We start from the raw sequence: 26,894 nt of genomic DNA on the forward strand, positions 1-26,894 counted from the left end.
AATACATCCAGCTCCAACTGGTCGCCACCTGCAATCCGGCCGCCCTGCTGGATGACGACAGCGGTGAGGACGATGACGAAGAGGGGCCAGCCATGGCCCCGACTCATGGCCCGCTGGTCACTCACTGGCTGGCAGCCCGCGCCGAGTTTATCGCCGCCGGTGGTGAAGCCCGGGGGGATAGAGACATCGCCCGGGAGCTGCTGGCACTCGGGGCCGTGCGATCCGTCTATTGGCTGGCGTTGGGTCAGGGTGAAACCGCCCTGGCCCGGGAGATTGGCGACTGGTGGCGCGAGTGCGCCCCGCTGCACGGACAAGGTGAGGTGATCCAGTGACCCATCACCTGCAACAGGAGCTGACCAGCCTGATGCACCGCTGGCAAGAGACCTATCGGGAAGACGCAGCGCGGCTGCGTCTATATCAACGGGAGCTGGCCAATGCGCGCAGGCTACCAGCCCGACCCCGGGCCAGTATCACGCTACTGCTGCGCCAGTGTGCGGCAGCCCGCCGCATGAAAGCCCATGCGCAGCAGCGCATCCAGGGCTGCCAATCCCGCATCAGCTTGTTATCTGGTACCGCCATCCAATGAGTCGAACAACCACCAGGCTGCCGCTGTCGAAAAGGACACTGCGGCAGCGCATCGATACCCTTTCCAATGCTCTACCCGGCGTCAATCTTGACGCCGCTTTCGTTGGCGTACCCGGCCAATCTGATCTGGCGTGGGCCGTGCAAGTTCTCGATGGCCTCTCCCCCCAGCTCAGCCTGACCCTGTTCAAGCAATACGTGCGACGCCGCAAAGATGGCAGCACCCGCCATGCCCGCAATGGCAACATCTGGCTTCGTGAGCGGACGAAGCTGGTGCGCGGCCTTATCCAGGCCCTGCCAGTGGACCCGCAGGCCTTGCGCGATGAAGAGAGCCGCAAGCGGGTGGCGCATCAGTTCGCCAACCAGACGGCCGCCATCTGGCACAACATCGAGCAGGGCATCAAAGCCGGCGATGAGCCGGATCTGCTGCTGACATGGGAAGCCATCCGCCAGCCTGCCGTCCAGTGGGGCTTTATAGGGGAGTTGCCCGAATTCAAAACCGAGGAGGTGCGTGATAACTGGATCCTGAGCGTGATGGTGCGCCTGCTCTCTGCCAAGTGGTGGGAAAAACGCATCAACCGCACCTGGGACAGACTACAGGAGCACATCAACATCGTGCTCGGCAAGGTGCGCAAGGGGGTATCGGCTTATGTGTCGAATGCCACCATGAAGGTGGTACGCGAGCGCAAGCGCGCCATGATGCGCTGGCTGGCCGAGTCGGAGGTGATGAACGAACAGCATGACCTGGTGATCTCGATGAAGGATTGCTGGGAGGCCAGCAACGCCAACCCGGTCAACCGCCGCAACGAGATGATGGTGCGGATGCGCGGCTTTGAGGATTACGCCGAAGAACAAGGGCATGTGGGGGTCTTCTTCACCTGGACTGCGCCGAGCCGCTTTCATGCCTGGACACAGAGACACGACGGCAAGACCGTAGAGAACAAACGCTATGAAGGGGCAACGCCGCGAGAAACCTGCGCTTATCTGGCCAAGCTATGGAGCCTGACTCGGGCCGCTCTCAAGCGAGCAGATACCCCCGTCTACGGCTTTCGGGTGTGCGAGCCACATCACGATGGCACCCCGCACTGGCACATGCTGCTCTTTATGCGCCCTGCCAACAAATGGCGAGTGATCAGCACCCTGCAACGCTATGCCCTCACCGATGATCATCAAGAGCTGGTGCGCGATATCCAGGGGCGCCCGCCCTTCACCGACATCACTCCCCGCTTTGACTGGAAAGAGATAGACCCGGCCAAGGGAGATGCCACCGGCTACATCGCCGCCTATATTGCCAAGAACATCGACGGTGAGCATGTGGATGGTGATCAGGAGTCTGACACCCCAGCTGATCAAGGCGCCAAGCATGCATGTGCCTGGGCCAGTTGGTGGGGGATCCGCACCTTTCAGCAGATCGGCGGAGCCCCTGTCGGTGTATGGCGAGAGCTGCGCCGCATCAGCAACGCCAAGAAGTATGGCGATCTGGTGGGGCCGCCCAAACCGGTGTTGCAAGACCCGCGCTTTGAGGCCGCCCGCTTTGCCGCGGATAACGGGATTTTCCGCTGCTATCTGCAGGCCATGGGTGGCGCCCTGGCGACCCGGGCCGAACACCCCATCAAGTTGGCCCACCTCATCGAGGAGCAGGCCAACGCTTACGGCGAAGACATCAAACGCTTGATGGGCCTGCACACCGCCCGCCTGGGTGTACGCACCCGTTTGACAGGGTGGGAAGTAGTGCCCGCCGGTACCTTCGAGGCCACCAAGGCCGCCGAGGGTTCGGCTTGGGGTATTGGGGTTAAGTCGGGCGACAGCCCGGCTCCTTGGAGCTCTGACAATAACTGTACGCGGCCGGATCCTGATGCCTTCGCAGACCAGATCATGAAGGAACAATGGGGGTTATCGCCCTTTTCCATCGACCGCTTGCGAGCTGGCGCCAACGTCACGGCAGACGGTTTCACCCTCTGGCTGGAGAACGGGCAGGTGCAGTCGAGTCGTTTGACCCCATCGGGCGATGACGATCCCCTTATCGAGCTGGAATGGCTGCGTGCCATGGTCGGGACACCAGAACCGGACGAACAGCCCGACACCATTTCCCCCGATGATGAACATTGGCCGACACTGGTGATGGATTGCTACGAGCTGTTCAACGCCTGCGGATTCGCGGCATGCCAGCAGTGGATCGCAGCGCTGCCCAATCCATATCGGTGTGAGCTCTGGCGCGTGCTGGATAAGTTGGACCGGGCCGAGCAACACGATGCGCCGAGCCCTCTGTTTGATGAACTGATGAGCGAGGTAGTGTGTGACTAACATCTTTGCCAGGTTGGAAGCCCTGCAGGGCGAACTGCCCGCCACACCCCATACCTACAGGCCGTTGACGGCGCCGCAGTTTGAGACATTGGAGAGCCAGATATACCGGATGGGGCCCCAGATTGACGGCACCCCGGCATGGTCGCCTGAGCAGATGCTTGAATGGCTGCAACAGCAACCGCCTCATATCAGAGGGGTGGCCATCGCCATGATGCGCCGAGTATACCGGCTGGAGCGGGTGGGGCTCCCTCTCCTACCTCAAGCCATTCTCGGCCGCCAGAAGGCTCCCAAGCTGATGGCTAAACGACTCGCATCCCAGCCAATGATCCCTATGCTTTCCGCCGATGGCCGCACCGTGGGCAAACACTACCTTGTGGAGGGCCTGGTACCTGTGCACATCGACCAGAGCGGCACTATCCGCTGCGCCAGTACAGGCCGCACTCTCTGGATAGCACCGGGTAGCCCGACTGATCGCGCCAACCCTGGGGCCGCCGAACGGCTCAACCCCAATTACAGACCAGCTGTGCACCAGGTAGTGGCGGGCCACTGTCAGATCTGGAAACCGCCGCCAAATCACTTGAAGTAAATACCGTTCAGAGCCAACTGATGTAGCAACCAGATATCCTCCTTTCCCTTCTCTTGTTTCGCCGCCTTGCTATTATCGCTAAATCAAGAAATAAAGCGAATGTGCCTAGACAATTGATAAGGTTAAGTAATACCATCACTTTAAATTACCTTATCCGTGACATTAATGGAATGATGCATTAAGAAATACTACATCAACAGTATTAATACTGTATTCAGTTTAATTGACACTCTATTAACCATGGCCTATATATGTACGAAAAATATAAAAAAGAAATTGAAGAAATAACAAATAATCATGATCAAAGCATATTTTTACTAACCGACCTAAATTATTTGATTGATAGTTTTAGCTCTATCAATCAAATTTACTTGTTTGGTTCTAGGCGATATCCTCACCAAAGTTTTAGATCAGACATCGATTTATTACTTATAACATCTGACTATATTAGACCGGCTGATCTACGAACTGCCATCGAGAGTGACCCAATATTAGATTTATTTACGGTGTCAGGTGGCATAGCAACGAGTTGTGCAAATGAAAGCTATATATCGTACAGCACACAGCAAGAATTAATAGAAAGGTTAGACGCGATTTTAATTTGGGATAACAAAACTGGATTTATTGAGCCAGCTGACATCAAACCTTTCTTTGTATTTAGGAAGGATGCTGAATTTAAAATGAGCTGCCTACCTTCATCTTTTTACAAAGCAAGCAGCTATGAAGACAAGCTAAAAGAAATAGAAATAATTGGACTGCCTACGCTACCAATAATTGGTGAAGATTTACGCACTGCGGCCCATTTTTTATTGACCGTAGCTGAACGCATGATTTTCGTGAAGAGTAAATTCTCTAGTTCTCGTGGGCAAGCTAAAGACTCATGGATAACTAACTTAAAAACAGAATATGACTTCCAAGATTTATTCGAAATTGTATGCAGGCCGTTTATCCCTAATATGGCGAGAGAAGAGGTTGCAATTATCTATGATGGCAGTAAAAAACTCTCTGACTTTAGTTTTTTTAACAGTCAGATAATTATTGAAATGAAGCATATTAGAACTACTAGTGAGGTTGCTAGTACTCTGAAGACACTTTCTGGATTGTCTGACTTTTATAAACAGAATGGCAACATCAAAGTTTTGATTTTCTTGATCTATATTAATGATGGCCTCAATATTGACATTGCCAGATGGGAACAGGATTATTCCTATAATGCACAAGCACCGTTAATAATAACTAAACTCATAAAAAACACATGATGAAGTGTTCAAACTGGACATCACTACATTCCGACACTTCAGTATAACTTAGCCTTAAAAAGAGAGTATCTGTATGGACTTACCGGAAAAAATAACACTCAAAGCGTATGTTTCCGTACTGCATGGAGCTGCCAAAGGCAATATTCCTAATCTCCACAAAATTACAGAAGACAAAAATCTCCGCCGTATAGTGAAAGAGCTTATCGATGCTGGTCTGCTTTCAGATGGCCGACAAGCAATAGGAACCATGTCTATTGTCAGTGAGATAGCACTTACCCCAGCGGGGGCCTCCGCACTTCTTGAATGGTCAGATTATCTTTCGCAACAAACTCTTTGGCATAAATTTGGTAAGGCAGCAATGCAGTTAGCTTGGGTACTTATCGGCGCCATAGCAGCCAGCATCCCCAAGCTTCTTGGGATTGAAAGCTAATAATACGATTATTTATTTTATTGGGGCGGACTAACCGCTCGCTTAGACTAAATACGATGAAAATAAAGGGATGTTTACATGCTCGAAAATATAGACATGGATTCCAAAGATGTGATCATGACAACTGCTGTGATCCTGGGACCAATTTTTGCCGTACAAGCTCAAAAAATAATAGAAGCACTTAAGGAAAAGAAAAACCGTAGGATGTCTCTTTTCCAAACTCTAATGTCGACCAGAGCAGAGCGTCTCAATCGAGATCATGTAAAGGCTCTAAACATGATTGATATTGAGTTTTATGGTCGAATGCTACCTTTTATTAGGACTCGCTATCAATCATCTCATGAACAGGCAGTAACGCACGCTTGGAAAATCTACAACAGTCATCTAAATCAAAAAGACGATTATGAGTCTATTGATCTTTGGGCAAAAAAATCAGATGAGCTGTTCACCAATTTACTATACGCAATCGCACAATGTCTTGACTATGACTACGACAAAGTCCAACTGCAAAGAGACTGTTATCGCCCAATCGCTCATGGAAACCTTGAAAATACACAACTGGCCATCCTTGATGGTCTCAATCAAGTGGTAAATAAAGGGCGTCCTTTGCCCATGTATGTTGTAAACCTTCCAACCACTGAGGAGCAGCAAACATCTGAGCACAAATAATCTAACGGAGATAGTATAAAAGTATACGTTCAAATCTTTCACGATGCTGGTTAGATCCCGACTAGATCAAATATATCGGTTCAGCAGGAATAGAATATAACAACTGGGGGCGCTATTGCGCCCCCAGTCCTTTCAGTACCATCTGCCGCCCCTCTGGCGTCAGCGAGCCCAACAGGCTCAGTACCAGCTGGTTGGTGGTCTTGGCCGAGGGGCTTAGGGTGTGGGCGAACGACAAGGTGGCCACCCAGCTGTGGCCACACTCGGCATCGGTGCACTGACAATAGAGATCGGAGACATCATCGCTCAGTCGGTTGGTCTTGGTAATGCGGCCCCGCTGGCCACACACTTTGCAATAAACCCGCATTACGCCCCCCTTTTCTATCCAAATCAACAGCCTATTTTGCCACAGCAAACACTGTTTGTTTATACAGTCGAACCTACATTCTCCCGAAAATCGACCCAGAGGGAGCGAGGGAGTCCCGCTGTGTTGATGACGTCCTGCACCAGCTCACACAGCGGCAGCACCTCGTTCCTGGCATAGGTGGCGTCGTACTTCTCTGGATCCCCGAGCCCGCCCCCGCCATTGGTCGGGATGATGCCGGCCAGCGCCGCCGGAAAGCGGTGCGCCGTCAGCACGTCCTGAGCGGTGATCCCCTTGATGGCCGCGAACTCGTCCTTGGTGGCGATGTCCCCCACCGGGATCAGCTTGATGCCGTCGGGCTTGCCATCTGGGATGTTGACGAACATGGATCGGAAATTCCCCACCCCCTTGCTGCTTGCGATCATCTCCTTCATCTCCTCTTCGGTGTCGTCATCCATGTTCGGGTCGGTGGCGTAGAAGATGAACCCCATGTGGGCACCATTGAGGAAGTATTTGCGCCGAAACAGGGTGGCGTCCTGGTTGAGCAGGGCCGATTGCAAGCCCCCCAGATAATCGGGCATGCCATAAACCTGCTGCTCGGGGTCGTACTGGGCCAGCCAGATGACATCCTCCGGTCGGTAAATCAGGTTCGGCTTGCCCTGCTGCAGGTAGACAAAGCAGCCATCCTCGCGCCGGCGCAGATAGACGCTGGAGAGCGGGTGCAGCCCCACCACCTGGCCAAAGCCGTTGCGAATTTTAAGCAGGCCCGCATCGCCGAACTGCAGGTAGTTGTGCACGAACGCCGTGATGGTGGCGCGCTGGTTGGTGAAGCGTCCCGCCACCATGTTGCGCCGCGCCATCAGGATGGCCCCATGGTGGGCGTTGGCCCGGGCTACCTTGGCCAGCCCCTTGCGCTCGATGGGGGGCTGGTAATACTCGCCATAGGGGTTGTAGAACACCCCAGTGTAATCGGTCATCCAGGCCGTGGGGTCGATGGCCTCCGGCATGCTGAAAGCCACGGCGCCGCGGTTGGGTGAGGCGACCGCCTGGGCCGGTTGTTGTTTCTGTCGCTTGGTCATGCTGCCTTTTTCTCCTGGCTGGTTGCCCAGGTGGATTTGCGTTTGCGGTGGGTATCGAGGGGCTCATTGGCCACTGCGTGGGCGACGGCAAAAAACACGTCTGCGTGTCCGGTCACGTTGTCCCGGGCGGCTCGGAACGTCATCTGACCGCCGCCGGTGGTGCTGCGCTTGATGGCGAGGAACGCCAGCGGAATGTCCCGATCCGAGCTGTCCCACTCGATGCGATTCGCCTCCACCACGTCGATCATCTTGAGCACCAGTCGCGATTTGCTCTCGATGCTGTAGTTGATGGGGTGGCACACCCCTTTGAACACCGGCTTCAAGAGGTCAAACACCCCGGCGCCGATGCCGGAGACGTCGACCCCGAGGTACGTGACCCGGAATTTCTTGGCGATGCGGGTGATCTCCTGGGCCTGGAACTGGAAGTTGAGCCCGCGCCAGTAGTGCTTTTCCAGCACCCGGAAGCGCTCGCCGGCGACGGTGGGCGGGGCGACCACCACCAGGGTGGCATTGTCGCGGGTACGGCTCGGGTCGTAGCCCATCCACACCTCACGTCGGCCGAACGGGTCAGGCCGCCCGGGCTTGTAGTCTTCCCACCGGCTGGGGTCTACCCCTGCCCGTTCCATGTCCTGGAACTTGAACACAGACAAGGCGTCGTCGATAAACCGGCACATGTAGAGGCGATCAAACACCTCCTCCGGGTACTCGTCTTTGAGCTCCTCGATGTCGATGAGGTTGCAACCGAGGCGAATGGCATCCTCAATGGTGATGACGTAACGCCATTGCCGATCGGGGCAGATACGGCCTCCGTCGCGCAGGTCATCTTCACCCGGGAAGTCGATCGCCACCCGGCTCGGGCGCTGACCCTTCCAACGATCCCCCGTCCAGAACCGGTACGCTTCGTGAACTTTGCTCGATGGCGTCGAAAAGTAGGTCTTGCGCCAGCGGGATTGCGTTGCCATGGCGCTGGCCACGTCAGACAGCCTCTCGAAGTTGGGGATCCAGAAATACTCGTCGATGTAGACGTTACCCGAGCGGGACTGGGCGCTGTTGGAGTTGGTGGAGCAGAAATGCAGCTCGGCCCCATTCGACAGGACGATGGGGTTGCCGGTCAGGGTGACACCGAGGAAGGTCTGGGCAATCTTGCAGATGTAGGAGCGGAACACCTCTGCCTGGGCGCGGGTGGCCGACAGGAATATCTGGTTGCCGCCGGTCAGTACCGCATCTTCCAGCGCCTCGCCAGCAAAGTAGTAGGTCATGCCGATCTGGCGTGACTTCAAGATGTTACGGGTGCGCGGCAGTGCCGGGTCGTTCTTGGCCTCCCGCACCCGCAACTGATAGCCAAACAGGGTGCCCAGCCACTCGGCAAAGTCATCGGCCGTCAGGTGGCCGATCTCGTTCTTGGCCTTCTTGCCGCCCTTGCGACTGCCGCCAGCCTGGCGGCTTTGCTCACGCTTGCCACGGCTGGGCCCGGGTTCATGCCCTTGCTCACGCTGGACCTTGAGGGCCTGCTCGCGCTCGGCCCACTTGAGCGCCTTCTCTTTGAGGCTGACATGGTGGCCGATGAGCCGGTCCAGCTCCTCCTGCTCGCCCGGGGTTTTCTTCTCCCGATGCAGTAACACCTGCACCCGGCGAGCGATGGCATCCTCGACCGCTTCCTCGGTCAGCAGGTCGCGCCAGCCGAGCTTTTCGGCCCAGTAGTAGATGATGCGACAGGAATTGAGCCCCAGTTCGTCCTTGATCTCCTGGGGTGTCCATCGTTTAAGGTAGAGTCCCTTCGCCGCATTGCGGATCTCTTCGGGGTACGCCACGGCGCCTCCATCCGGTGAATGATGGCGCCATCATAGCCAGCCCCCTCCCCCCACTTATCCCACTGATGTTCTGAGCAATTCGGATTTCCTGCTGGATCCGAATCCTGCCGAACACCATAGCGTGAAACCCCCTTGCCGACCCGATAGCCTGAGCCCGCATCACTTGGGAGCAGGCATGAACGAATCAACCTTGAGAACTGGCTGGGTCTGTATCGCCACCGAAGGCAAAGCGGTGGACGGGCGGGACATTACCCGCGACTGGCTCACCGACATGGCCGAGACCTACGACCCGACCTATTACACCGCCGTCATCTGGCCCGATCACGATCGCTGGTCCAGCTATGGCACCGTGCAGGCCCTCAAGACCGAAGAGGTGGATGGCAAGCTCAAGCTGTTCGCCATCCTCTGCCCGAATCGGGATCTCATCTACTGGAACCAGAGCGGCCAGTATCAGTTCTGCTCCATCGAGCCGTTCGAGAACTTCGCCGATCTGGGCCGCACCTACCTGCTGGGCCTCGGCGTCACCGACGAGCCGGCCAGCATCGGGACCACCCATCTCAAATTCAGCAACAGCAACAAGGGGCAGGCCGTTGGCACCAGCGAGCCGCTGGACCTCTCCATGTTCAAGCTGCCCAAGCACGAAAAAGCCGATGACCTGATCGCCAAGTTTTTCAGCTTTCTGGCCAGCCACGGCGAGCAAGCCCCCCAACCGACCTCCAGCCAACCCGAGGATGAGGAAATGACCAAAGAACAGTTCGATCAGATGCTGGGGGCCCTCAATGGCCTTGGCACCAAGATCGATGGATTCAGCGCCAAGCTGGAGACCAAGCCCACCCCCGAGCAACCCGCTCCGACGGCCACCGAACCCGACAAGGTGGAAGAGAAGCCCGGCATCACCACCGAGCAGTTCAGCAAGCTGGAACAGACCCTCGCCAGCCTGACCGACAAGTTCGGCGAGCTGAACGGCAAGATCGACCAGTTCTCTGTCGAGAAGCCGGGCCAGCGCCCGGGCGCCCTCGGCGGTGACGATACCCCTGCAGTCTATTAAGGAGCGACCGTGAGCCAGACTCTTACCGTCCAGGCCATGCAGCGCCTGGAGCAATACAGCAATGCCCTGGCCAAGGCCTACGGCATCCCCGTCAACGCCCTGGCCAAGCAGTTCAGCGTCACCGGCCCGGTGGAAACCGGCCTGCGCGCAGCCCTGCTCGCCTCCGTCGAATTCCTCGGCCTCATCACCTGCCTGGACGTGGACCAGATCAAGGGCCAAGTGGTGCAGGTTGGCATCGGCAAGCTGTTCACCGGCCGCAAGAAGAACGGCCGCTTCAACGGCAAGATCGGCGTCGATGGCAACACCTACGAGCTGACCGAGACTGATTCCTGCGCTTCGCTGGACTGGGCGACCCTGTGCGTCTGGGCCAACGCCGGTAGCGAGGGCGAGTTCCTGCGCCTGGTGGGCGATTTCATCAACAAGGCCTTTGCCCTGGACATGTTGCGGGTCGGCTGGAACGGCGTGGAAGCGGCCGCCGATACCGATCCCGTCGAACACCCGCTGGGGGAAGACGTCAACAAGGGCTGGCACCAGATCGCCCGCGAGTGGAACGACGGTAGCCAGATCATCAAGGCCGAGGCCGGCAAGAAGATCTACTTCGACCCGGACGGCAAGGGGGACTACAAGACCCTGGACGAGATGGCCTCGGACCTCATCAACACCACCATCGATCCCCTGTTCCGCCAGGACCCGCGTCTGGTGGTGCTGGTCGGTACCGACCTCATCGCTGCCGCCCAGGCCAAGCTCTACAGCGAGGCCACCAAGCCGAGCGAGCAGATCGCCGCCCAGAAGCTGGCCGAGTCCATCGCCGGGCGCCGCGCCTACATTCCGCCCTTCTTCCCGGGCAAGCGAATGGTGGTCACCACCCTGGACAACCTGCACATCTACACCCAGCGCGGCACCCGCAAGCGCAAGGCGGACGATAACCAGGACAAGAAGTGCTTCGATAACCAGTACTGGCGCATGGAAGGCTATGCCCTCGGCGAGCACCTGGCCTATGGCGGCTTTGAAGAGGCCGACATCGAGATCGGCGCCGCACCGGCGGCTCCCGAGGCCTAAGCCATGAGCTCACCCGGTCAACGTCACAAGCAGCGCGTGCACGCCGTGCAGGGGGCCCAGCAGGCCGCCAGCTCAGGCGTGGCCACCGGCGCGGTGGCTGACAGCCTGCACCTGCAGCTGATTGCCCTGGAGCAGGACATGGTCCGGCTGCGCAAGCTGGCCCGCATCGGGGATCGGGTGAACATGAAACGCGATGAGTTGATGCCCAAGTACCGCCCCTATGTGGAGCGCTATCTGGCCGCCGTCGCTGAGTCCGGCCAGCCCTATCAGAACGAGCTGTTCCAGCGCCTCATCATCTGGGCCTTTGATGTCGGCGACTTCGACGCCGGCATCGCTTGGGCGGATCTCGCCATTGCCCAGGGCCAACGCACCCCGGCCAACATCAAGCGCGACTGGGCCCACTTCGTGGCCGACACCGTGCTGGAGTGGGCCGAGAAGCAGGCGGCCGAGGGGCATGCCGTCGAGCCCTGGTTCTCCCGGGTGTTCGACAAGGTGCGCAATGACTGGCGCCTCAACGAACGGCTGACCGCCAAGTGGTTCAAGGCGGCGGGTTGCCTGCTGCTGCGCGACCACGACGGCCAGCCCCGCCCAAGCGCCTTGGGGGACAGCGCCACCCTGGAGCAGGCCGATCACTGGCTGGCCCAGGCCGACAAGCTGCACAGCAAGGTGGGCGTCGGCACCTTGCGCCAAAAGATTGCCATGCGCCTGCGGGCGCTGAACCCGGAGCATTGACACCGGAACAAACCGACTCTCCGCGCCGTCGCACCCCGGCGCGAATGCCATGGACCGCCTCTGGCGAACCCAGCGGCAATTGCGTGGCTACAGGGGTGCACCCATTCAACCAGCGAGGCAAGCCATGTTTGCAGGCAAGGACATCGACTACAGCACCGCCACTATCCGCAATGACGGGTTCTGGCCGGATGTGGCCGTCGCCGACTTCGAGCGCCGCCGCGCCCTGCCTGCCGATCTGAACCAGCAAACCACCGGCGCCGCCTTGCTGGCTGCCGTCTCTGAAATCAACCTGCAGCTAGTCAGCCACCAGGCCGCGCTGCAGGCCAAGGGTTATGCCAGCGCAGCCGTCGTCCCGGGGCCCAGCTTGGAAGGTGGCACCAATGCCCTGACCGAACAGTACCTGGCCGCCGTCTTCGCCCGGGCCAAGGCGGCCTTGCTGCCGGAGTTCGCCAGCGTCACCGAACGGGCCACCGCCAACAACCAGGTGGAGCGCTCCCCGGACCAGCGCGCCCAGTTACTGGCCGAAAGCCAGCAACTGGTGCGCAGCATCAAGGGCAAGCACCGGGCGGGGGTATCGCTGATATGAGCGCCGCCATACACGAGCAGCAGGCCCAGGGCTACTTCCTGCAGGCGCTCCACGCCGAGTTGTTGCGGGTATTGCCAGCCAAGTGCCACAAGCGCCTGGATAGCTGGATGGAGAACGGCACCATCAAGCTCGAACCCAGGAACATGGGGCCCACCGGGGTGGACGTGGCCTGGCTCACCTATCAGGCGGTGTTCACCATCGAGCAACTGCCGTTTCGCGAGCTCGACCCGGCCATTCTGCTGGCGGCCGTCGCCGCCTGGGTGCAGGAGCACGACGAGGTGCGCGGGCAGCTCGGCCTGCCCGATCCCGAATACGCCGTCACTCCGAACGACGAGCAGACCGCCGATCTCGAGATCCAGCTCCCCTTCGCCGAGCCGCTGCGCCTTATCGAGCACCCGCAAGGGCCCATCAACTGGCTCGGCAAGCACTGGAACGTGGCCCCCTATGACATCTGGGTGGCCGAACAGATTGACCTGAACGTGGGTGATACCGGTGCTCACCCGGTGGGTGGCCTCTCATGATCACCATCACCCTGGACACCCGTCGCGGCAAAGACCAGCTCAACCTGCTGGCCCTGCCGCCCAAGCAGCGCAAGCGCCTGGTATGGCGCGCCGCCAACGAGATGAAGAAGCTGGCCGCCCGTCACGTACGCCAGCAGCAAGACCCCAACGGCAATGCCTGGGCCCCTCGCAAGCGGGGCAAACGCAAGATGTTGCGCGGCCTGCCCAAGTTGCTGGTGATCCACGAACCGCGCCAGGACGTGGCCGAGGTTGGGTTCAAGAAAGGCACCATGAGCGCCCACGCCGGGGTCATCGCTAACACCCATCAGAAGGGGCACACCTACAAGGTGACGGCCGCCAGCCGGCGACGCATCGCCCCCAGTGAAGGCGGCAAGCAGAAGCAGGCCACCAAGGCCCAGGCCCGCAAGCTACGGGAGCTCGGGTTCAAGCGCCCCGGTCAGCGCAAGCGCTCATACCGCTCGGCATCGCTGGGCTGGATCACCGGCCACCTCAACTACGCCCAGGCGGGGTTGCTCATCAAGAAGCTCAAGGACGAACCGGCGGCCGAGAGCTGGGAAATCCATCTGCCGGCGCGCCCGTTCCTGGGCGCCAATGCCCGGCAGCGGCAACAGGCCTTCGCCCGCGCCCTGCAGAGCATCGATTACGGCTGGGACGTCAACAAGCAAGACATGAAGGGGAAATAACGGCATGTGGCCTTATGTACAGATCAACAACTTGAACCAGATGCAGGGGCCCGTGACGGAAGTCGAGCGCCACCTGCTGTTCATCGGCAGCGCCGCCAGCAACACCGGCAAGCTGCTCTCCCTCAACGCCCAATCCGACTTCGATCAGTTGCTCGGGGCTGCGGACAGCGAACTCAAAGCCAACCTGCTGGCCGCCCGCAATAACGCCGGCCAGAACTGGTCGGCGGCGGCCTATGTGCTGCCCACCGACAAGTCCTGGCTGGACGCGACCCGCGACGCCCAGCAGACCCAGTCGTTTGAGGGGGTCGTGGTGCTGGGGCAAGAGTGGGACCAGGCGGCCATCAACGCCGCCCACGCCCTCAACCAGGAACTCATCGCCAAATGGGGGCGCTGGCAGTTCATGCTGCTGGCCGTGCCGGCCATCGCCGACGAACAGGACTGGTCCACCTACGAGGGTGAACTGGCCACCCTGCAGGATGGCATCGCGGCGAGTTCGGTTTCCCTGGTACCGCAGCTTTGGCCGACCCTGGCGGGCGCCTACGCGGGCCGCCTGTGCAACCGGGCGGTGAGCATCGCCGACAGCCCCTGCCGGGTGAAGACCGGCGCCCTGGTGGGTCTTGGCAACAAGCCGGTGGACAAGGACGGGATCCCGCTGCCGTTGGCCACCCTGCAGACCCTGGAGCAGAACCGTTACTCGGTGCCGATGTGGTACCCGGACTATGACGGGATCTACTGGGCCGATGGCCGCACTCTGGACGCCGAGGGCGGCGACTACCAGGTGATCGAGAACCTGCGGGTTGCCTACAAGGTGGCACGCCGGATGCGCCTGCGCGCCATCGCCCGCATCGGGGATCGTTCGTTCAACTCCACCCCGGGCAGCACAGCCGCCGCCATCACCTACTTCGGCAAAGATCTGCGGGAGATGGCCAAGGCCACCACCATCAACGGCCAACCGTTCCCGGGTGACATCGCCTCCCCCCAGGATGGTGACATCCGCATTCAGTGGGTCGCCAAGAACCTGGTCTCGGTGTTTGTGGTGGTGCGCACCGTGGACTGCCCCAAGGGGATCACCGTCAACATCATGCTCGATTTGAGCCTCAACAATGGGGAGGGCTAACCCATGACCCGTCGAATTTCTGGTGCCAGCTTTGACACCACCCTCCTGGGGGCCATGGTCCACGTCGAAAAGGCCAGCCTCTCCATCACCGACAACAGCGCCGTGGCGCAAACCAGGGGGATCCCGGATGGCTTCGTCGATGGCGATGTCGCCGCCGAGCTGGAGTTCGAGCTCGACACCAAGAATTTCTCGCAGTTGGCCGATGCCGCCAAGCGGGCGGGAAGCTGGCGCGGAATGGAGCCAGACGATGTGTTGTTCTACGCCGACACCGGCACCGAGACCATGAAGGTGGAGGCCTTCGGCGTGAAGCTGCTGGTCTCCGACCTGCTCGACATCGATCCCAAGGGGGGCAGCAAGAGCGTGCACAAGGTGAAAGGCTTTGTGACCTCCCCCGACTTCGTTCACCTCAACGGCGTGCCTTACCTCTCCAAGGAAGACACCCGCCACCTGCTGGGTTAAGGGGGACGCATGGACGACATCGACCGCGCCACCCGCCACGCCGCCCGCATGCTGGCGGTCCAACTGGCCAACCAGGTGGGCAAGGGGCACTACCAGGGGGAGAGCTTGTACCAGTGCGAAGAGTGCGACGACGACATCCCCGAAGGGCGACGCCGCCACGTACCCGGGGTGCGCCTGTGCGTCCCCTGCCAGACCCGCCTTGAACGGTTGGCCCGCTAATCAGAGCAACGGACATGAACCACATGCCTCATAAAGACCCGACCCTCGCCACCGCCCTGCTGGCCTGGCTGATGGACAACTGGCCTGCCGTCTATGGGGCCCTGCTGGCGCTGGCCATCGCCTTCCTGCGCATCACCTACGCCGGCGGACGAGGTCGCCGCCGGCTGATCGAATCCCTGCTGTGCGGCCTCATCACCCTGGCGGCCGCCACCGGGACACACCTGCTCGGGATCCCCCAGGAGGCCACCCCCTTCCTGGGCGGCGTGGTGGGGCTGCTCGGGATCGACATCATCCGCGACAGGGCGGCCCTGATATTTCGCAAGAAGGAGGACAACAATGCCGCGCAGTGACTGCCATCCCCAGATGGCCGCCTTTCTCGACCTGATCGCCTATGCCGAGGGCACCAAGGGGCTGGGGGACGATGGTTACAACAAGCTGGTCAACCCGGCCGGGTTCTTCCAGGACTACCGCGAACACCCCGATGTGTTGGTGCGGGTTAACCCGACCCTGCACAGCACCGCCGCCGGGCGCTATCAGTTCCTGTCCCGCCACTGGCGCCACTACCAGGCGGCGCTCGGCCTGCCGGACTTTGGCCCCGTCTCCCAGGACACCTGGGCCATCCAGCTTATCCGTGAGCGCAAGGCACTGGATGACGTGATCAAGGGTCGCATTCAACCGGCGATCAGCAAGTGCGCCAACATCTGGGCCAGCCTACCCGGCGCCGGCTACGGCCAGCGCGAGCACAAGCTGGCGGATCTGCTGGCCAAGTTCACCGAGTTTGGCGGGGTGCTGGCATGAGCACGTTCATCCGGTTGTTACCGGCCCTGATCGGGTTGGTGATCGGCAGCGTGCTGTTTGCCCAGGGGGAACGGCTCACCCAACGCACCCGGGAGCTCGCCACCGCCAACGAGACCATTGCCACCCTGCGAGAGGACAACGAGCAGATGGACAGTGTGCTCAAGACGCTGCGGCAAGAAGACAGCGCACTGCGCCAACTGCTCGCCCACCAGAACGCGGCCTTGGCCGAGCTCGACAATCAGAACAGGAAGACCGCCGATGACCTGCAACAAGCCCTGGCCACGCCGCCGGCGGGCCGCCCGGATTGCGCTCGCGAGCCTTTGCCTGCTGGCGCTCTGCGCCTGCTCCAGCCAGCCGTTGAGCGTGGTGCAAACCCGGGTGGTAAAGCGGCTGCCGCCGCCGGGGCTGGTACCCCACTGCCCGGAGCCTGATTTCACGGGGAGCACCTACGGCGATGCCGTGCGGTTTATCCCCACCCTGCAGACGGCGCTGCGCCGCTGCCAAACCCAGATCACCACCCTGAACAACTGGATTACCCAAGAGGAAAACACCCCATGAGCACACCGATCATCACCCTCGACGTCGCCGGCAAAGAGCTGAAGTTCGCCCCCACCATGGTGGCCTACAACGGCTTCATCAACGACATGATGCCGAGCGACAAGGTGGCGCCGGCCCACAACTACCTCAAGAAGATCGTCTGCCAGGAGAGCAAGGCCGCGCTGGACGAGCTGCTCAAGCGCCCGGGCGCCGCCCTGCAGTTGGCGGGAGCCATTAACGAGCAGTTCGCCCCCACCCTGGAGATCACCGTAAAAAACTGACCGCGCGCGCCGAGGCCATCGAGCGCAACCAACTGGAGCAGGTGCTGGCGCTGCGGCGCTACTACCTGCCCCACGAAGAGGACGACCTCGACAGCCTGGCTCGCGCCATCTGGTTAGACAAACAACACCGAGAGTCCAACGCCGCCGCCGTGGCCGAGGGCATTGCCAAAGCACTGAACGGGTAACGACTGATGGCCTGGATGGAAAAATTGATAATGCAGGTGGCCCTGGTTGACCAGATCACCAAGCCCCTTGCTGGCATCAATGCCCAGATGGACAAGGTCAGCAAGGCGGGCCGCCAGGGCTGGAGCAACATGGCCATGGGGGCCACCACCCTGGCCGCCGGCGGGCTGGCGGTGCAGGCGGCCCTCGGGCCCGCCATCGAGATGGACAGGGCACTCTCTGAGGTGGCCTCCCTCGATGTGCAAAAAGACGTGCTCGGTGCGCTCGGCCGCGAAGCCCTCAAGCTGTCCGTGCAGTATGGCAACTCGGCCACCGAGATTGTCCGCTCCTCCTACGACATCCAGTCCGCCATCGCCGGGCTGGAGGGCAACGAGTTGCCCGCCTTCACCCGCGCCTCGACCGTCCTTGCAAAGGCCACCAAGGCCGACACCTCCACCATCACCAACTACATGGGCACCATGTACGGTATCTTCGAGCAGCAGGCCAAGCAGATGGGCAAGGCTAACTGGGTGGAGGATGTAGCCGGCAAGACGGCGCTCGCGGTGCAACTGTTCAAGACTACCGGCCAGGGCATGGCCGATGCCTTTGGGGCCATCGGTGCCAACGCCACGGCGGCCGGGGTGTCGATGGATGAGCAGTTCGCCGTGCTGGGTCAACTGCAGGCCACCATGGGCGGCGGCGAAGCCGGGACCAAGTTCAAGGCGTTCCTGGCCGGGGTGGGCAGTGCCCAGAAGGCGCTCGGCATGAAGTTCACCGACGCGGCGGGCAACATGCTGCCGGTGCTCACCATCCTCGACAAACTCAAGGCCCGCTATGGCGAGACCCTGAGCGTGGCCGAGGGGGACGAGCTCAAAAAGGCGTTTGGCTCGGATGAGGCGGTGGCCATGGTCAAACTTCTGATGACCAACACCAAGGCCCTTTCCACCAACATCAATGCCCTGGCCAACACCCACGGCATGGGCAAGGCCGAGCAGATGGCCGCCTCTATGACCGACCAGTGGGAACGGGTGACGCAAGGATGGTTCGCCATCCGGGCCGCGGCCTTTGGGGTGGTGCTACCGGCCATCAACAAGGTGGTGGGGGTCTTTGCCGATGGTGCCGACACCGTGCTGCGCTGGACCCACCTCTTCCCGAACCTAACCCGGGTGGTGAGCTATGCCCTGCTCGCCATCGTGGGCCTTAGCATGGTGACCGGTGCCTGGCTGCTGCTCGCCGGGCTGGCGAAGATGACCACTCTCGGGCTCGGCATCGCCTGGTCGCTTCTGATCGCCCCGCTCAACCTGCTCAAGGCCGGGCTGGTTGCCTTTCGCGCCATTCTACTGGCCGTCAACATCGCCATGTATGCCAACCCCATTGGCCTGATCATTGCCGGGATAGTGCTGCTGATCGGCGCTGTCGCAGCGGTCATCTACTACTGGGATGACCTCAAGAAGACCCTGGCGGATTGGGGCGTGTTCGACGCCATCCAGAGCATGATCGACGGGGCCGTCGCCGGCTGGGCCAGTTTCATGCAACTGCTCGGCAACCTAAGCCCCTTCCAGTTGCTGGGGCGGACGGTGGACTGGCTGATCGAGAAACTCAACCTGATCCCGGGGGTCAATATCGAACTCGGCGGCATGCCGGACCTGCAGATGCCCGCGCTCACCCCGCTGACCCTCCCGGTCATGCCGGGGACGGTCAGCGCCCCCATGGCGGCAGAGCAGCAACAGTCCTCGATCACCGCTCCCCTCGCCCGCTACCGCCAGCCGGAGCAGAGCAAGGTGCCCACGGGCGGACTGGGCCAGCAGTTGATCCAGGCCAATGCGGCCGCGAGCGCTGCCAACCAGAAGCCCGCCAAGTCCTTGCACATCGGCGAGGTGCACATCACCAACCAGAATCCCATGACCCCGGAACAACTGGCCGAAAACGCCTGGCTGGAGACCAAGTGATGAGCGAACCCAAATACATCGACATCCTGGTGGTGAACGGCGCTTGGCAGCTCGATACCGGCGGCCAGCCCCGCACCACCCAGGACCGACACAGCATTGGACAGGACATCAAGCACCGCATCATGGAATCCGGGCTCGCCCGCAAGCTCATCGGCGAGCGCAGCCCGACCCTGCGCAGCGACGTGATGACCGAGATTGAACTGCTGGTTGAAGACGACGAGCGGCTGGTGCCCGGTACCATCTTCATCAGCGAAGAGGCCCCCGACCGGGTGCTGGTTACCGCCCGCACCTATGAATTCGGCGAACTGGAGGTAACCCTGTGAACCTGCGCCCGACCGTGGATTTTATGGCCCTGCTGGCCGAGGCCGATGTGCCAACCACCGAGGCGGCCATAGAGGCCGAGCTCAAGAAGGAGGTGGTGGCCGCTGGTTCCCTCATCACCAACGACTCGGATGTGAGCCCGTTCTGGCGGCTGGTGCGCGGCGTGGTCATCACCCCGGCCCTCTGGCTTATCCGCACCCTGCTGGCGGGCCATGTGCTGCCCAACACCTTCGCGGCCACCGCCACCGATGCCTATCTCGACCTCAAGGCCTGGGATGTGGATCTCACCCGCAAGGCGGCCCAGAAGACCCGAGGCCTGGTCAACTTCGTGAAAGCCAACCCGAGCGACGCCGTCACTATCCCGGCCGACATCTGGGTCACCACCGAGCGCATCAACGGCACCATCTATCGCCTGCGCCCCCTGCAGGCGGTGGTAAGCCCGGCCGGGGAAGCGATGGCCCGGGTGGTGTGCGAGGCCGAGCTCGCAGGCGCAGCCTGGAACCTGGCCCCGGGGTATTACAACCTGTTGAGCGAACCGGTGACCGGCATCCTCTCGGCCCGTAACGATGACAAGGAGTGGATCACCACCCAGGGCAGCGACGTCGAGAGCAACGATGCGCTCGGCCTGCGCATCCAGAACCAGTTCTCGGTGGTGGGGCGCTACCATATCGACGCGATTTACCGCTCCATGCTAGCGAGCGTCGCGGGGATCCGCGCCGATCACATCTTCTTCGAGCACGACGCCCCGCGGGGGCCCGGCACCGCCAACGCTTACATCCTGCTGGAGGTGGGGGCCACCCCGGCCAGCCTCATCAATCAGCTCAACGACTACGTGGGCCGCCAGGGCAATCATGGCCATGGGGATGATCTGTTCGTGATGAGCATCCCTGAAACCCAGCACAGCCTCACCCTGGCGCTCTGGCCCCAGGCCAACCTCAGCGACGAGCAAAAGGCCGCGCTCAAAGCCGGCGCCGAGAACCTGGTCAGGGCGGCGTTTCGCCAGTCGGCAGACTTCCCCGCCGTCACCCGCACCTGGCCGCGCTCGCGCTTCTCGCTCTCCCAACTTGGCCGTGAGCTGCACAGCCAGTTCCCGCAGCTCCAGAGCCTGCGCTTTGGCGAGAGTGACATCGTCGCAGGGCTGGCCATCCCACGATTGAAAACGCTGACGGTGACCCTGCATGACTGACCCGACCCCCCTTGAGCATGAGCGGCAGGCGCCAGTGCTACCCGATGCCAGCGCCCCCTGGTGGGAAGACGGCTACACCATCAGCCCGGCCCATGCCGAGCCGGGGTTCCTGGCCAAGGGCATCAACGCCTTCTGGCAACGGCTCAAGGGCTGGTTGCTGCTGCCGCTGGCCCAGCAAGACCCGCTGACCTGCTCGGAGTCCTTGTTGGCCCTGCTCGCCTGGGAGCGGGACATCACCCGTTTCAATGGCGAACCGATTGAGCTCTTTCGCAAACGGGTCAGGTTCGCCTTTGTGAACGCCCGGGACGCCGGCGAGGTCGCCGGCTTTAAGCGCATCTTCGAGCGCCTTGGCATCGGCTGGTGCGACATCCACGAACGCCAGGCCGGCACGCCTTGGGACGTCATCACCATCGAGGTGACCGACGGCGCCATCGCCAGCAATCAGCAGTTGATGGAAACCCTCATCCAACACTACGGCCGCACCTGCCGCCGCTACCGCTTCCAGGTGGTTTACCCGGTCACCGCCACCCTGCGCCCCGGTCGCATCGACATGAACCAGCAGGTGTTCGGCGCATCACTCAAGAGGACCCCATGAGCCAGATCATTACCAACGCTTTCGCCAGCTACCTGCAGGCAAGCCTCGCCAACCAGACGCCGGTGGTGCTCGATGAGTTCGTGCTGGCCAACATCCCGGGCCTGGACCCGAACAAACCGATAAGCCCGGATCTTGGCTTGCCACCGGCGGGCCAGATCGTGCACCGCCACGCGGTGGACCAGCGCGGGCGCATCAACAACGACGCGGTGGCCTACACCATCGTGATGGACACCACGGTCGGCGATTTCAGCTTCAATGCCCTGTACCTCATCAACAAGGCCAGTGGCATGGTGGGGATGATTGTGCACAAGGGGCTGGAGACCAAGCTCAAGACCAATGAGGCCACCGGCCAGACCGGCAACAGCCTGGTCAAATCCATGCTGATGGAGTACGACCGGGCAAGCGAGGCCACCGCCACCCACGTGGATGCCAGCACCTGGCAGATTGACTATGCCGCCCGGCTGCGCGGGATGGATGACGATCTGCGCCTGCAGGCCCTGCAGTTATTCGGGCCGGCTACCTTCTATGGCGACGGCTTCAAGCTGGTAAACGAGGCTGGTGTCTACAAGGTGCAGCCCGGGGTGGCCTATGTGGGCGGCCTGCGCGCCCAGCTCGACGAGGTCAGGAAAATCACCCCCGGCGCCAAGCCGGTGGGGCTCTGGCTCGACATCTACCGGGCGGGCTCCCTGCTCAATGCCTGGGTGAATCACTTCACCCTCACCCTGAGCGTGCCGGCCCTTACCGACTATGTGGACGGCAACGGCAATCAGCACCATGTGACCAAGGTCGCCATCATCAACAGCGATGGCAGCGTCACCGACCTGCGCCGCAAGCGCATCATCGAACTCTCCGGGGATGTGACTGGCAAGGGGATCCTGGAGGATGCCCAGGGCGTCAACATCGTGGTGGAGGTCAAGGACAACAGCCACGGCCATCTGATGGAGAACGTGTCCGGGTTAACGCAAGCGCTCGCCAGCAAGCTCGATGTCAGCGGCTACAAAGCCCGCCGCGACATGTTGAGCAACAACGGGACCGCCTTTGGCGTGACTTACAACAAGGACATGAACACCTGCACTGCCGGGGAGTTCGGGTTATACGAGAAAGTCCGCAGTCAGAACGCCCCCCCGACATCAGGCAACTATTTCTACTGCGAGACCAAGCGCATCTATGCGGCCGAGCCCCTGATCCAGATTGCCTGGCCATACGACGGGGATGGGGTGCTGGCAATGCGCAACTACAGCGCCAATACCTTTACCTGGAGCCCGTGGCGCGAGGTCTTCGACACAGGCCACAAGCCGACCATCCAGGAAGTCGACGGCCTGCAGCAAGCACTGGGCGGCCTCTCATCCACGTCCCACTCGCACCCGGGATCCTGGCTCAACCCCATCAACCTGGGGACCGAAGACCTCGACACCCTGAAAGATCCCAAAGTGTATGCCCAGCATGCCAACGCCAACACATCGGCTGCACGCCACTACCCGGAGAACAGCGCGGGGGCGCTCATCGTCAGCGCTGGCGCAGGACCCCAGCAGACCTACCTAGTCTACAACTCAAGCCGGGTCTGGCGCCGGGCGCAATACAGCACGGGCGCCTGGACACCCTGGACCCGGGATTACAACACCGGCAACAAGCCCACGTTGGCCGAGCTCGGCGCGGCGGCAGCGAGCCACGCGCACCCCTGGTCACAACTGACCGGGATCCCGGCCTATGCATCGCGCTGGCCCAGTTGGGGGGAAGTCACCGACAAACCCGCCACCATGACGCCGTCCGCCCACACCCACACCGCAGCACAGGGTAACGCCGATGTGGTGGCCGGGGGCGTCGGACAAATCGGGACCTATGGCTTTTTCTTCACCAAGGCCTCCGGTACCTATGCCCCTGGCCGTACTCTGCCAGGCAGCAGCTTGCGCTGGTCTTCGACTGACATGCACGAATCAGACACCGGCGGCGGGAGTCCTGCTGGGACGTGGAAACTGATGGGCTATTACGCAAACAACGCTTGGACCAAATCACTTTGGATAAGGATTGCCTGATGGAGATCATTACCGCCAAAAACGTCATCGCCTACATCGGCCAACCGGACGCCCTGGACATGGAGGTGGCCTTTGCTCACCTGCCCGGGCAGTTCGTCACCTTTACCGCCCGCAAGGACGACTCGGCCGAGCACGGGCGCGAGCTCTATGTGCGCGCCATGTTTGGCGAGTTCGGCGAGATCCGCACACTGGCACAGCCCGAGGACCTGCCGAGCGAAGCCGAGCAGCAGAGCAAACTGGATACCCTGCTTGCCGAGGCCGCCCTGCACATCGCGCCCCTGCAGGACGCCAAAGAGTTGAAGCTGGCAACCCCGCAAGAGCTGGCCAAGCTGGAAGCCCTGCAACGCTATCGCATCGTCCTGATGCGCCTGCCGCAAAGCGAAGGTTGGCCAAGCTCGGTCACCTGGCCGGAGATGCCCCAATGAGTTGGACCCAGGGGGCGCTACGCTGGCCCGCGAGCACTGACGCCCTGCACACCCGCGCCCGGGAGGTGCTGGGGCAGCTCCCTGCGAGCCAGGCAAGAGCCATTGGCCGCCTGCAGGGACTGGCCGCGCGGACCCAGTATCGGCGCCACCCGCTTAGCGAGGCGGCCGAGAGTTTGGCCGATCTTCGAGCCGAGCTCGACTGGTTGCTGGTGAATGGCCACTGCCTTACCGTCACCCCCTATCAGCACGGGGTGGGCCAACAACAGGGCAACCAGCACCATCTGTCCGCCCCCAGCGCGGTGGCGGCCCTGGCCACCAAGCTGCAGGATGGAGCCGACCCACGCCTGCCCACCGGGCAGCAGCATGCCCTCGCCTGGCTGGTGACCGGCAACAGCGCCGAGGACCTGGTCCGGCAGTTGGTGCCCCTCTGCGCCCTGCTGCCGCTGCCGGAGTGGTGCGCCACCCTGCGCCGCCTCACGGCCAGCAACGACCCCATGCGCCAGCCCACCGCTGCCAGGGTGCCGCGCTGGCGCGCCGGTGAGCCCCTCTGTTGGGCCCCCCTGCGCCCTGCCCGCTTGGCACTTGGCACTGAGCTAGCACAACTGGAAAGCCTCGCCCGGGATAGCCAGAGCCCCATCGACAAGCTGCAGGTGCTCGCCGAGCGCCGAACCGCCCGCCTCGATGCGCTGGCCACCACCCTGGCCGAACTGGGCAAGCTCGCCGGCTCGCTCTGGCATTGGCAAGGCCAGGGAGATACGGCAAGCCTCGCCACCCAACTCGGGCAGAGCACGCCCCCCGACCACAGCATGAGCATGACAGTCGGTGCTCTGCTGCTTTCCCCCTCCCCGCTCACCTTCTGGCAGGAGTTGACCCCATGAGCCAAGCCATGCTGACCCTGGATGGCGAACCCATCAACATGAAGTCGATGCGCGTCTCCGCATCGATGCAGTTTCAGGACAAAGACCAGAGCGGCCAGACCAGCTCAACCAGCAGCGCCGAGCAGGGCGCCAAGGGCAAGGAGCTCGACGTCTCCGGCCTCATTCCGTTCAAGGAGGAGCGCATGCTGAGCCGGCTGTTTGAGCTGGCCGATGCCAAAGGTAGCGGCGGCAAGCGCCACATCTACCGGGTCGGGTCGCTGTTGGCCAAGTCGGTGAAGGTTCGCCAGGCGAGGTTCGCCGGACGTATCACCGCAAGCGAACAAGAGGGACTGCTGGCCTGGCAGGTGCAGTTCACCTTGAAGGAGTTCAACTCGGTGCCGGAGAAGCGCGAGCAACGCCTGCCCAAGCAAGCCCCGACCGTGGGCCAGGGCACTGCCAACACCAGCGCCGCCAAGCCCGGCGGCAAAGAAGCGAGGGATGAAGCACAGGACCTCAGCAGCTTCGAGCGCTACGTGCTCCAACCGATGGATGACATGCTGGCATGAAACTGACCACCTCACTGACCTTCGCCGGCCAGCCGGTGCACCTCATCGACCATGACCTGGTGCTGGATCTCAACGCCGGCGGCCGCGCCGCCCTTACCATCGAAGGCACCGCCCGCAAGGGGCAGACCTTCACCCTGGACACCGGCTATAACGGCGACCTGCGCCGCTGGTTCACGGGCTACGTGTACGACGTGCACCCCGCCGCCAATGGTGCCAGCAAGCTGCTGTGCCGGGAGCTCGCCGGTGCCCTGGGATCCCGCCTCCCCGTCAGCCAGCAGCATGCCACCCTGCGCGGCCTGCTGGCCTGGCTGACCGACCGCTGCGGGCTCACCTTCCTGCTACCCCAGGGGGCGGACTACACCGACCGACCGATCCCGAACTTCACCAGCGCCGGCACCGGCTATCAGTTGCTCGATAACGCCGGGCGCGCCTTCCAGGTGCCGGACTTTGTCTGGTACCAGCAACCGGATGGCGCCATATACGTGGGGAGCCACGCCCATAGCCGCTGGCACGACAAGGTGGTGACGCTCGATCCCGCCTGGTCAGGGAGACAGGCGGGCGACACCCTTACCCTGTCGCCGGTGCCGGCCATCCGGCCCGGGGCCATCATCAACGGCAAGCGGGTGATGCGGGTACGTCTCAAGGGCGATGAGATGACCCTGACCACGGCGACACCCGGCAAACCGGTGAAGTCGCCGGAGCGGCGCAAGATGGAGGGGGAATTCCCTGAGTTGGCGGACAAGATGCACCTGCCCAAGTTCGGGCGGGTCGAGGCGGTGAGCGATCAGGCCACTGCCGGCCAGCTCAATGATCCCTTTCGCCCTCGCTATGCGGTGGATGTGCAACTGCTAGGTGAGGATGGCCAGCCGGACAAGGCCGCCCCGCTGTATCGGGCTGTGCCGCTGCCGGTGCTGTTCGGCGGGCAGGAGCAGGGTCTGCTGCAGTTCCCCATTGAGGGGACCCTGGTTGAGCTGGGGTTTGCCTTCGGCCGGGCCGACCGGCCCTTTATCCGCACCGTGCTCGGCAGCGGCTGGGCTTTGCCCGATATCGCCCCGGGCGAGCAACTGCAGCAGCAACGGGCCGAGGTGTTCAGCCGCACCGATACCGTGGGGAACCTCTACCGCCACACCGACCGCCGCCTGCACGACCAGGCCCTGCATATGCACCACCAAAGCGATGACTACCTGGGGGACCATGGCCAGCATCGGCTGCAGGTGGCGCAGCACAGCGTCGAGGAGGTGGGCGGGTTCAAGCTCATCGAGGCGCTGGGGGCCATCGAGCTGCTCGCCGGGGACGATCTCACCTTGGGGAGCCTCGGCAATATGAGCCAGACCACGGCCGGGGATCTGGTCGAGGTGGTGGGACAACTGCGCCGGGCGGTCGCCGGCGAACTGCAGCACCTGGAAGCGCCCCGCTCCTGGGTGGGGACAGATAGCGTGAACATCTTCCGGCTGCTGCTGCAGCTGATGAACGTGGTGGAGCAACTGGCCGCCGCCACGGCTGGCCATACCCACGGCAGCGGACCCGCACCAGGGAACAGTGCAGCCATGACGGAACATGGCCAACAAGCCAAGCAACTGGCCAGCTCCCTCACCCCCATCATCGAGTAACTCGCCAAGCGAAGAAGGCCCCACAATGTGGGGCCTTCTTCTTGTCTGCCTGACAGCGCCTGAGCATGG

Annotated in this window: 34 protein-coding genes; 31 read left to right on the forward strand and 3 right to left on the reverse strand. The window is 61.7% G+C overall.

Annotated elements, in window-relative coordinates:
* The first annotated feature begins 92 nt into the window (after positions 1-92).
* The 7 genes from AB5Y93_RS15905 (at position 93) to AB5Y93_RS15935 (ending at position 5,830) form a co-directional block, all read left to right on the forward strand.
* Positions 93-332 carry a hypothetical protein gene (locus AB5Y93_RS15905; protein ID WP_223950028.1) on the forward strand — a complete coding sequence of 80 codons (240 nt, stop codon included), beginning with the start codon at positions 93-95 and terminating at the stop codon, positions 330-332.
* On the forward strand, positions 329-586 hold the full coding sequence (locus AB5Y93_RS15910) for a hypothetical protein (RefSeq protein ID WP_201997606.1): 258 nt from the start codon (positions 329-331) through the stop codon (positions 584-586). The genes AB5Y93_RS15905 and AB5Y93_RS15910 overlap by 4 nt, the downstream gene beginning before the upstream one ends.
* Complete coding sequence (locus AB5Y93_RS15915; protein ID WP_368229802.1) at positions 583-2,886, forward strand: replication endonuclease; 2,304 nt, start codon at positions 583-585, stop codon at positions 2,884-2,886. Before AB5Y93_RS15910 ends, AB5Y93_RS15915 begins: the two co-directional genes overlap by 4 nt.
* The gene (locus tag AB5Y93_RS15920; protein ID WP_368229803.1) at positions 2,879-3,472 is read left to right on the forward strand and encodes a hypothetical protein; all 594 of its coding nucleotides are present in this window, start codon (positions 2,879-2,881) and stop codon (positions 3,470-3,472) included. The genes AB5Y93_RS15915 and AB5Y93_RS15920 overlap by 8 nt, the downstream gene beginning before the upstream one ends.
* Positions 3,473-3,723: 251 nt before the next feature.
* Entirely contained in the window at positions 3,724-4,731 is a 1,008-nt protein-coding gene (locus AB5Y93_RS15925; protein ID WP_368229804.1) for a hypothetical protein, read from the forward strand.
* Positions 4,732-4,804: 73 nt separating this feature from the next.
* Entirely contained in the window at positions 4,805-5,161 is a 357-nt protein-coding gene (locus AB5Y93_RS15930) for a hypothetical protein (RefSeq protein ID WP_368229805.1), read from the forward strand.
* A gap of 78 nt (positions 5,162-5,239) precedes the next feature.
* Positions 5,240-5,830: a DUF6680 family protein gene (locus tag AB5Y93_RS15935; RefSeq protein WP_368229806.1), complete on the forward strand. Its 591-nt coding sequence runs from the start codon at positions 5,240-5,242 to the stop codon at positions 5,828-5,830.
* Between the two features lie 112 nt (positions 5,831-5,942).
* Here the strand turns inward: AB5Y93_RS15935 and AB5Y93_RS15940 are convergent, their stop codons facing one another.
* From AB5Y93_RS15940 to AB5Y93_RS15950, 3 genes are read right to left on the reverse strand one after another with little or no spacing between them, the layout of a single operon-like run.
* Positions 5,943-6,194, reverse strand: coding sequence for an ogr/Delta-like zinc finger family protein (locus AB5Y93_RS15940; RefSeq protein ID WP_368229807.1), 252 nt, complete (start codon positions 6,192-6,194; stop codon positions 5,943-5,945).
* A gap of 59 nt (positions 6,195-6,253) precedes the next feature.
* On the reverse strand, positions 6,254-7,270 hold the full coding sequence (locus AB5Y93_RS15945) for a phage portal protein (protein WP_368229808.1): 1,017 nt from the start codon (positions 7,268-7,270) through the stop codon (positions 6,254-6,256).
* The gene (locus AB5Y93_RS15950; RefSeq protein WP_368229809.1) at positions 7,267-9,081 is read right to left on the reverse strand and encodes a terminase family protein; all 1,815 of its coding nucleotides are present in this window, start codon (positions 9,079-9,081) and stop codon (positions 7,267-7,269) included. The genes AB5Y93_RS15945 and AB5Y93_RS15950 overlap by 4 nt, the downstream gene beginning before the upstream one ends.
* Positions 9,082-9,256: 175 nt before the next feature.
* Here AB5Y93_RS15950 and AB5Y93_RS15955 point away from each other — a divergent pair, with 175 nt between their 5' ends.
* From AB5Y93_RS15955 to AB5Y93_RS16070, 24 genes are all read left to right on the forward strand, one after another.
* Positions 9,257-10,129: a GPO family capsid scaffolding protein gene (locus AB5Y93_RS15955; protein WP_368229810.1), complete on the forward strand. Its 873-nt coding sequence runs from the start codon at positions 9,257-9,259 to the stop codon at positions 10,127-10,129.
* A gap of 9 nt (positions 10,130-10,138) precedes the next feature.
* Positions 10,139-11,188: a phage major capsid protein, P2 family gene (locus tag AB5Y93_RS15960; protein ID WP_253584950.1), complete on the forward strand. Its 1,050-nt coding sequence runs from the start codon at positions 10,139-10,141 to the stop codon at positions 11,186-11,188.
* A gap of 3 nt (positions 11,189-11,191) precedes the next feature.
* Positions 11,192-11,920 carry a terminase endonuclease subunit gene (locus AB5Y93_RS15965; RefSeq protein ID WP_368229811.1) on the forward strand — a complete coding sequence of 243 codons (729 nt, stop codon included), beginning with the start codon at positions 11,192-11,194 and terminating at the stop codon, positions 11,918-11,920.
* A gap of 124 nt (positions 11,921-12,044) precedes the next feature.
* Positions 12,045-12,506 (forward strand): head completion/stabilization protein, encoded by a 462-nt coding sequence (locus AB5Y93_RS15970; RefSeq protein WP_368229812.1) that lies wholly within the window; start codon positions 12,045-12,047, stop codon positions 12,504-12,506.
* A complete protein-coding gene (locus AB5Y93_RS15975; RefSeq protein WP_368229813.1) occupies positions 12,503-13,027 on the forward strand; it encodes a phage tail protein in 525 nt (174 codons plus the stop codon). The genes AB5Y93_RS15970 and AB5Y93_RS15975 overlap by 4 nt, the downstream gene beginning before the upstream one ends.
* Complete coding sequence (locus AB5Y93_RS15980) at positions 13,024-13,710, forward strand: phage virion morphogenesis protein (RefSeq protein ID WP_041214427.1); 687 nt, start codon at positions 13,024-13,026, stop codon at positions 13,708-13,710. Before AB5Y93_RS15975 ends, AB5Y93_RS15980 begins: the two co-directional genes overlap by 4 nt.
* 4 nt (positions 13,711-13,714) lie before the next feature.
* A complete protein-coding gene (locus AB5Y93_RS15985) occupies positions 13,715-14,827 on the forward strand; it encodes a DUF2586 domain-containing protein (protein ID WP_368229814.1) in 1,113 nt (370 codons plus the stop codon).
* Between the two features lie 3 nt (positions 14,828-14,830).
* Positions 14,831-15,286: a phage protein gene (locus AB5Y93_RS15990; protein WP_041214425.1), complete on the forward strand. Its 456-nt coding sequence runs from the start codon at positions 14,831-14,833 to the stop codon at positions 15,284-15,286.
* Between the two features lie 9 nt (positions 15,287-15,295).
* Positions 15,296-15,505: a TraR/DksA family transcriptional regulator gene (locus AB5Y93_RS15995; RefSeq protein ID WP_368229815.1), complete on the forward strand. Its 210-nt coding sequence runs from the start codon at positions 15,296-15,298 to the stop codon at positions 15,503-15,505.
* 23 nt (positions 15,506-15,528) lie between these two features.
* The gene (locus AB5Y93_RS16000; RefSeq protein ID WP_368229816.1) at positions 15,529-15,855 is read left to right on the forward strand and encodes a phage holin, lambda family; all 327 of its coding nucleotides are present in this window, start codon (positions 15,529-15,531) and stop codon (positions 15,853-15,855) included.
* Entirely contained in the window at positions 15,842-16,303 is a 462-nt protein-coding gene (locus tag AB5Y93_RS16005) for a glycoside hydrolase family 104 protein (RefSeq protein WP_368229817.1), read from the forward strand. The genes AB5Y93_RS16000 and AB5Y93_RS16005 overlap by 14 nt, the downstream gene beginning before the upstream one ends.
* Complete coding sequence (locus AB5Y93_RS16010; RefSeq protein ID WP_368229818.1) at positions 16,300-16,734, forward strand: hypothetical protein; 435 nt, start codon at positions 16,300-16,302, stop codon at positions 16,732-16,734. The genes AB5Y93_RS16005 and AB5Y93_RS16010 overlap by 4 nt, the downstream gene beginning before the upstream one ends.
* The gene (locus AB5Y93_RS16015; RefSeq protein WP_235621352.1) at positions 16,661-16,861 is read left to right on the forward strand and encodes a hypothetical protein; all 201 of its coding nucleotides are present in this window, start codon (positions 16,661-16,663) and stop codon (positions 16,859-16,861) included. The genes AB5Y93_RS16010 and AB5Y93_RS16015 overlap by 74 nt, the downstream gene beginning before the upstream one ends.
* Positions 16,858-17,121 (forward strand): putative phage tail assembly chaperone, encoded by a 264-nt coding sequence (locus AB5Y93_RS16020; protein ID WP_048207754.1) that lies wholly within the window; start codon positions 16,858-16,860, stop codon positions 17,119-17,121. The genes AB5Y93_RS16015 and AB5Y93_RS16020 overlap by 4 nt, the downstream gene beginning before the upstream one ends.
* 41 nt (positions 17,122-17,162) lie before the next feature.
* The gene (locus AB5Y93_RS16025; protein WP_015985417.1) at positions 17,163-17,306 is read left to right on the forward strand and encodes a hypothetical protein; all 144 of its coding nucleotides are present in this window, start codon (positions 17,163-17,165) and stop codon (positions 17,304-17,306) included.
* Positions 17,307-17,312: 6 nt separating this feature from the next.
* Entirely contained in the window at positions 17,313-19,232 is a 1,920-nt protein-coding gene (locus AB5Y93_RS16030; RefSeq protein ID WP_368229819.1) for a phage tail tape measure protein, read from the forward strand.
* Complete coding sequence (locus AB5Y93_RS16035) at positions 19,232-19,555, forward strand: DUF2590 family protein (protein WP_368229820.1); 324 nt, start codon at positions 19,232-19,234, stop codon at positions 19,553-19,555. The genes AB5Y93_RS16030 and AB5Y93_RS16035 overlap by 1 nt, the downstream gene beginning before the upstream one ends.
* Entirely contained in the window at positions 19,552-20,739 is a 1,188-nt protein-coding gene (locus AB5Y93_RS16040; protein WP_368229821.1) for a baseplate J/gp47 family protein, read from the forward strand. Before AB5Y93_RS16035 ends, AB5Y93_RS16040 begins: the two co-directional genes overlap by 4 nt.
* Positions 20,732-21,334, forward strand: coding sequence for a phage tail protein (locus AB5Y93_RS16045; RefSeq protein WP_368229822.1), 603 nt, complete (start codon positions 20,732-20,734; stop codon positions 21,332-21,334). Before AB5Y93_RS16040 ends, AB5Y93_RS16045 begins: the two co-directional genes overlap by 8 nt.
* A complete protein-coding gene (locus AB5Y93_RS16050; protein WP_368229823.1) occupies positions 21,331-23,367 on the forward strand; it encodes a phage tail protein in 2,037 nt (678 codons plus the stop codon). Before AB5Y93_RS16045 ends, AB5Y93_RS16050 begins: the two co-directional genes overlap by 4 nt.
* Positions 23,367-23,792 (forward strand): tail fiber assembly protein, encoded by a 426-nt coding sequence (locus AB5Y93_RS16055; RefSeq protein WP_253584963.1) that lies wholly within the window; start codon positions 23,367-23,369, stop codon positions 23,790-23,792. The genes AB5Y93_RS16050 and AB5Y93_RS16055 overlap by 1 nt, the downstream gene beginning before the upstream one ends.
* Entirely contained in the window at positions 23,789-24,670 is an 882-nt protein-coding gene (locus AB5Y93_RS16060) for a hypothetical protein (RefSeq protein WP_368229824.1), read from the forward strand. The genes AB5Y93_RS16055 and AB5Y93_RS16060 overlap by 4 nt, the downstream gene beginning before the upstream one ends.
* A complete protein-coding gene (locus AB5Y93_RS16065) occupies positions 24,667-25,215 on the forward strand; it encodes a hypothetical protein (protein WP_368229825.1) in 549 nt (182 codons plus the stop codon). Before AB5Y93_RS16060 ends, AB5Y93_RS16065 begins: the two co-directional genes overlap by 4 nt.
* A complete protein-coding gene (locus AB5Y93_RS16070; RefSeq protein ID WP_368229826.1) occupies positions 25,212-26,825 on the forward strand; it encodes a hypothetical protein in 1,614 nt (537 codons plus the stop codon). The genes AB5Y93_RS16065 and AB5Y93_RS16070 overlap by 4 nt, the downstream gene beginning before the upstream one ends.
* The last annotated feature ends 69 nt before the right edge of the window (positions 26,826-26,894 follow it).

Source organism: Aeromonas sp. R10-1 (assembly GCF_040908465.1).
Taxonomy (GTDB): Bacteria; Pseudomonadota; Gammaproteobacteria; order Enterobacterales; family Aeromonadaceae; genus Aeromonas; species Aeromonas caviae.

Bases quoted from the DNA above. Each gene is read 5' to 3' on its own strand.
- AB5Y93_RS15905 (WP_223950028.1), top strand. From the start codon at position 93: ATGGCCCCGACTCATGGCCCGCTGGTCACTCACTGGCTGGCAGCCCGC.
- AB5Y93_RS15915 (WP_368229802.1), top strand. From the start codon at position 583: ATGAGTCGAACAACCACCAGGCTGCCGCTGTCGAAAAGGACACTGCGG.
- AB5Y93_RS15925 (WP_368229804.1), top strand. From the start codon at position 3,724: ATGTACGAAAAATATAAAAAAGAAATTGAAGAAATAACAAATAATCAT.
- AB5Y93_RS15930 (WP_368229805.1), top strand. From the start codon at position 4,805: ATGGACTTACCGGAAAAAATAACACTCAAAGCGTATGTTTCCGTACTG.
- AB5Y93_RS15935 (WP_368229806.1), top strand. From the start codon at position 5,240: ATGCTCGAAAATATAGACATGGATTCCAAAGATGTGATCATGACAACT.
- AB5Y93_RS15940 (WP_368229807.1), bottom strand. From the start codon at position 6,194: ATGCGGGTTTATTGCAAAGTGTGTGGCCAGCGGGGCCGCATTACCAAG.
- AB5Y93_RS15945 (WP_368229808.1), bottom strand. From the start codon at position 7,270: ATGACCAAGCGACAGAAACAACAACCGGCCCAGGCGGTCGCCTCACCC.
- AB5Y93_RS15955 (WP_368229810.1), top strand. From the start codon at position 9,257: ATGAACGAATCAACCTTGAGAACTGGCTGGGTCTGTATCGCCACCGAA.
- AB5Y93_RS15965 (WP_368229811.1), top strand. From the start codon at position 11,192: ATGAGCTCACCCGGTCAACGTCACAAGCAGCGCGTGCACGCCGTGCAG.
- AB5Y93_RS15970 (WP_368229812.1), top strand. From the start codon at position 12,045: ATGTTTGCAGGCAAGGACATCGACTACAGCACCGCCACTATCCGCAAT.
- AB5Y93_RS15975 (WP_368229813.1), top strand. From the start codon at position 12,503: ATGAGCGCCGCCATACACGAGCAGCAGGCCCAGGGCTACTTCCTGCAG.
- AB5Y93_RS15980 (WP_041214427.1), top strand. From the start codon at position 13,024: ATGATCACCATCACCCTGGACACCCGTCGCGGCAAAGACCAGCTCAAC.
- AB5Y93_RS15985 (WP_368229814.1), top strand. From the start codon at position 13,715: ATGTGGCCTTATGTACAGATCAACAACTTGAACCAGATGCAGGGGCCC.
- AB5Y93_RS15990 (WP_041214425.1), top strand. From the start codon at position 14,831: ATGACCCGTCGAATTTCTGGTGCCAGCTTTGACACCACCCTCCTGGGG.
- AB5Y93_RS15995 (WP_368229815.1), top strand. From the start codon at position 15,296: ATGGACGACATCGACCGCGCCACCCGCCACGCCGCCCGCATGCTGGCG.
- AB5Y93_RS16000 (WP_368229816.1), top strand. From the start codon at position 15,529: ATGCCTCATAAAGACCCGACCCTCGCCACCGCCCTGCTGGCCTGGCTG.
- AB5Y93_RS16005 (WP_368229817.1), top strand. From the start codon at position 15,842: ATGCCGCGCAGTGACTGCCATCCCCAGATGGCCGCCTTTCTCGACCTG.
- AB5Y93_RS16010 (WP_368229818.1), top strand. From the start codon at position 16,300: ATGAGCACGTTCATCCGGTTGTTACCGGCCCTGATCGGGTTGGTGATC.
- AB5Y93_RS16020 (WP_048207754.1), top strand. From the start codon at position 16,858: ATGAGCACACCGATCATCACCCTCGACGTCGCCGGCAAAGAGCTGAAG.
- AB5Y93_RS16030 (WP_368229819.1), top strand. From the start codon at position 17,313: ATGGCCTGGATGGAAAAATTGATAATGCAGGTGGCCCTGGTTGACCAG.
- AB5Y93_RS16035 (WP_368229820.1), top strand. From the start codon at position 19,232: ATGAGCGAACCCAAATACATCGACATCCTGGTGGTGAACGGCGCTTGG.
- AB5Y93_RS16045 (WP_368229822.1), top strand. From the start codon at position 20,732: ATGACTGACCCGACCCCCCTTGAGCATGAGCGGCAGGCGCCAGTGCTA.
- AB5Y93_RS16050 (WP_368229823.1), top strand. From the start codon at position 21,331: ATGAGCCAGATCATTACCAACGCTTTCGCCAGCTACCTGCAGGCAAGC.
- AB5Y93_RS16055 (WP_253584963.1), top strand. From the start codon at position 23,367: ATGGAGATCATTACCGCCAAAAACGTCATCGCCTACATCGGCCAACCG.
- AB5Y93_RS16060 (WP_368229824.1), top strand. From the start codon at position 23,789: ATGAGTTGGACCCAGGGGGCGCTACGCTGGCCCGCGAGCACTGACGCC.
- AB5Y93_RS16065 (WP_368229825.1), top strand. From the start codon at position 24,667: ATGAGCCAAGCCATGCTGACCCTGGATGGCGAACCCATCAACATGAAG.
- AB5Y93_RS16070 (WP_368229826.1), top strand. From the start codon at position 25,212: ATGAAACTGACCACCTCACTGACCTTCGCCGGCCAGCCGGTGCACCTC.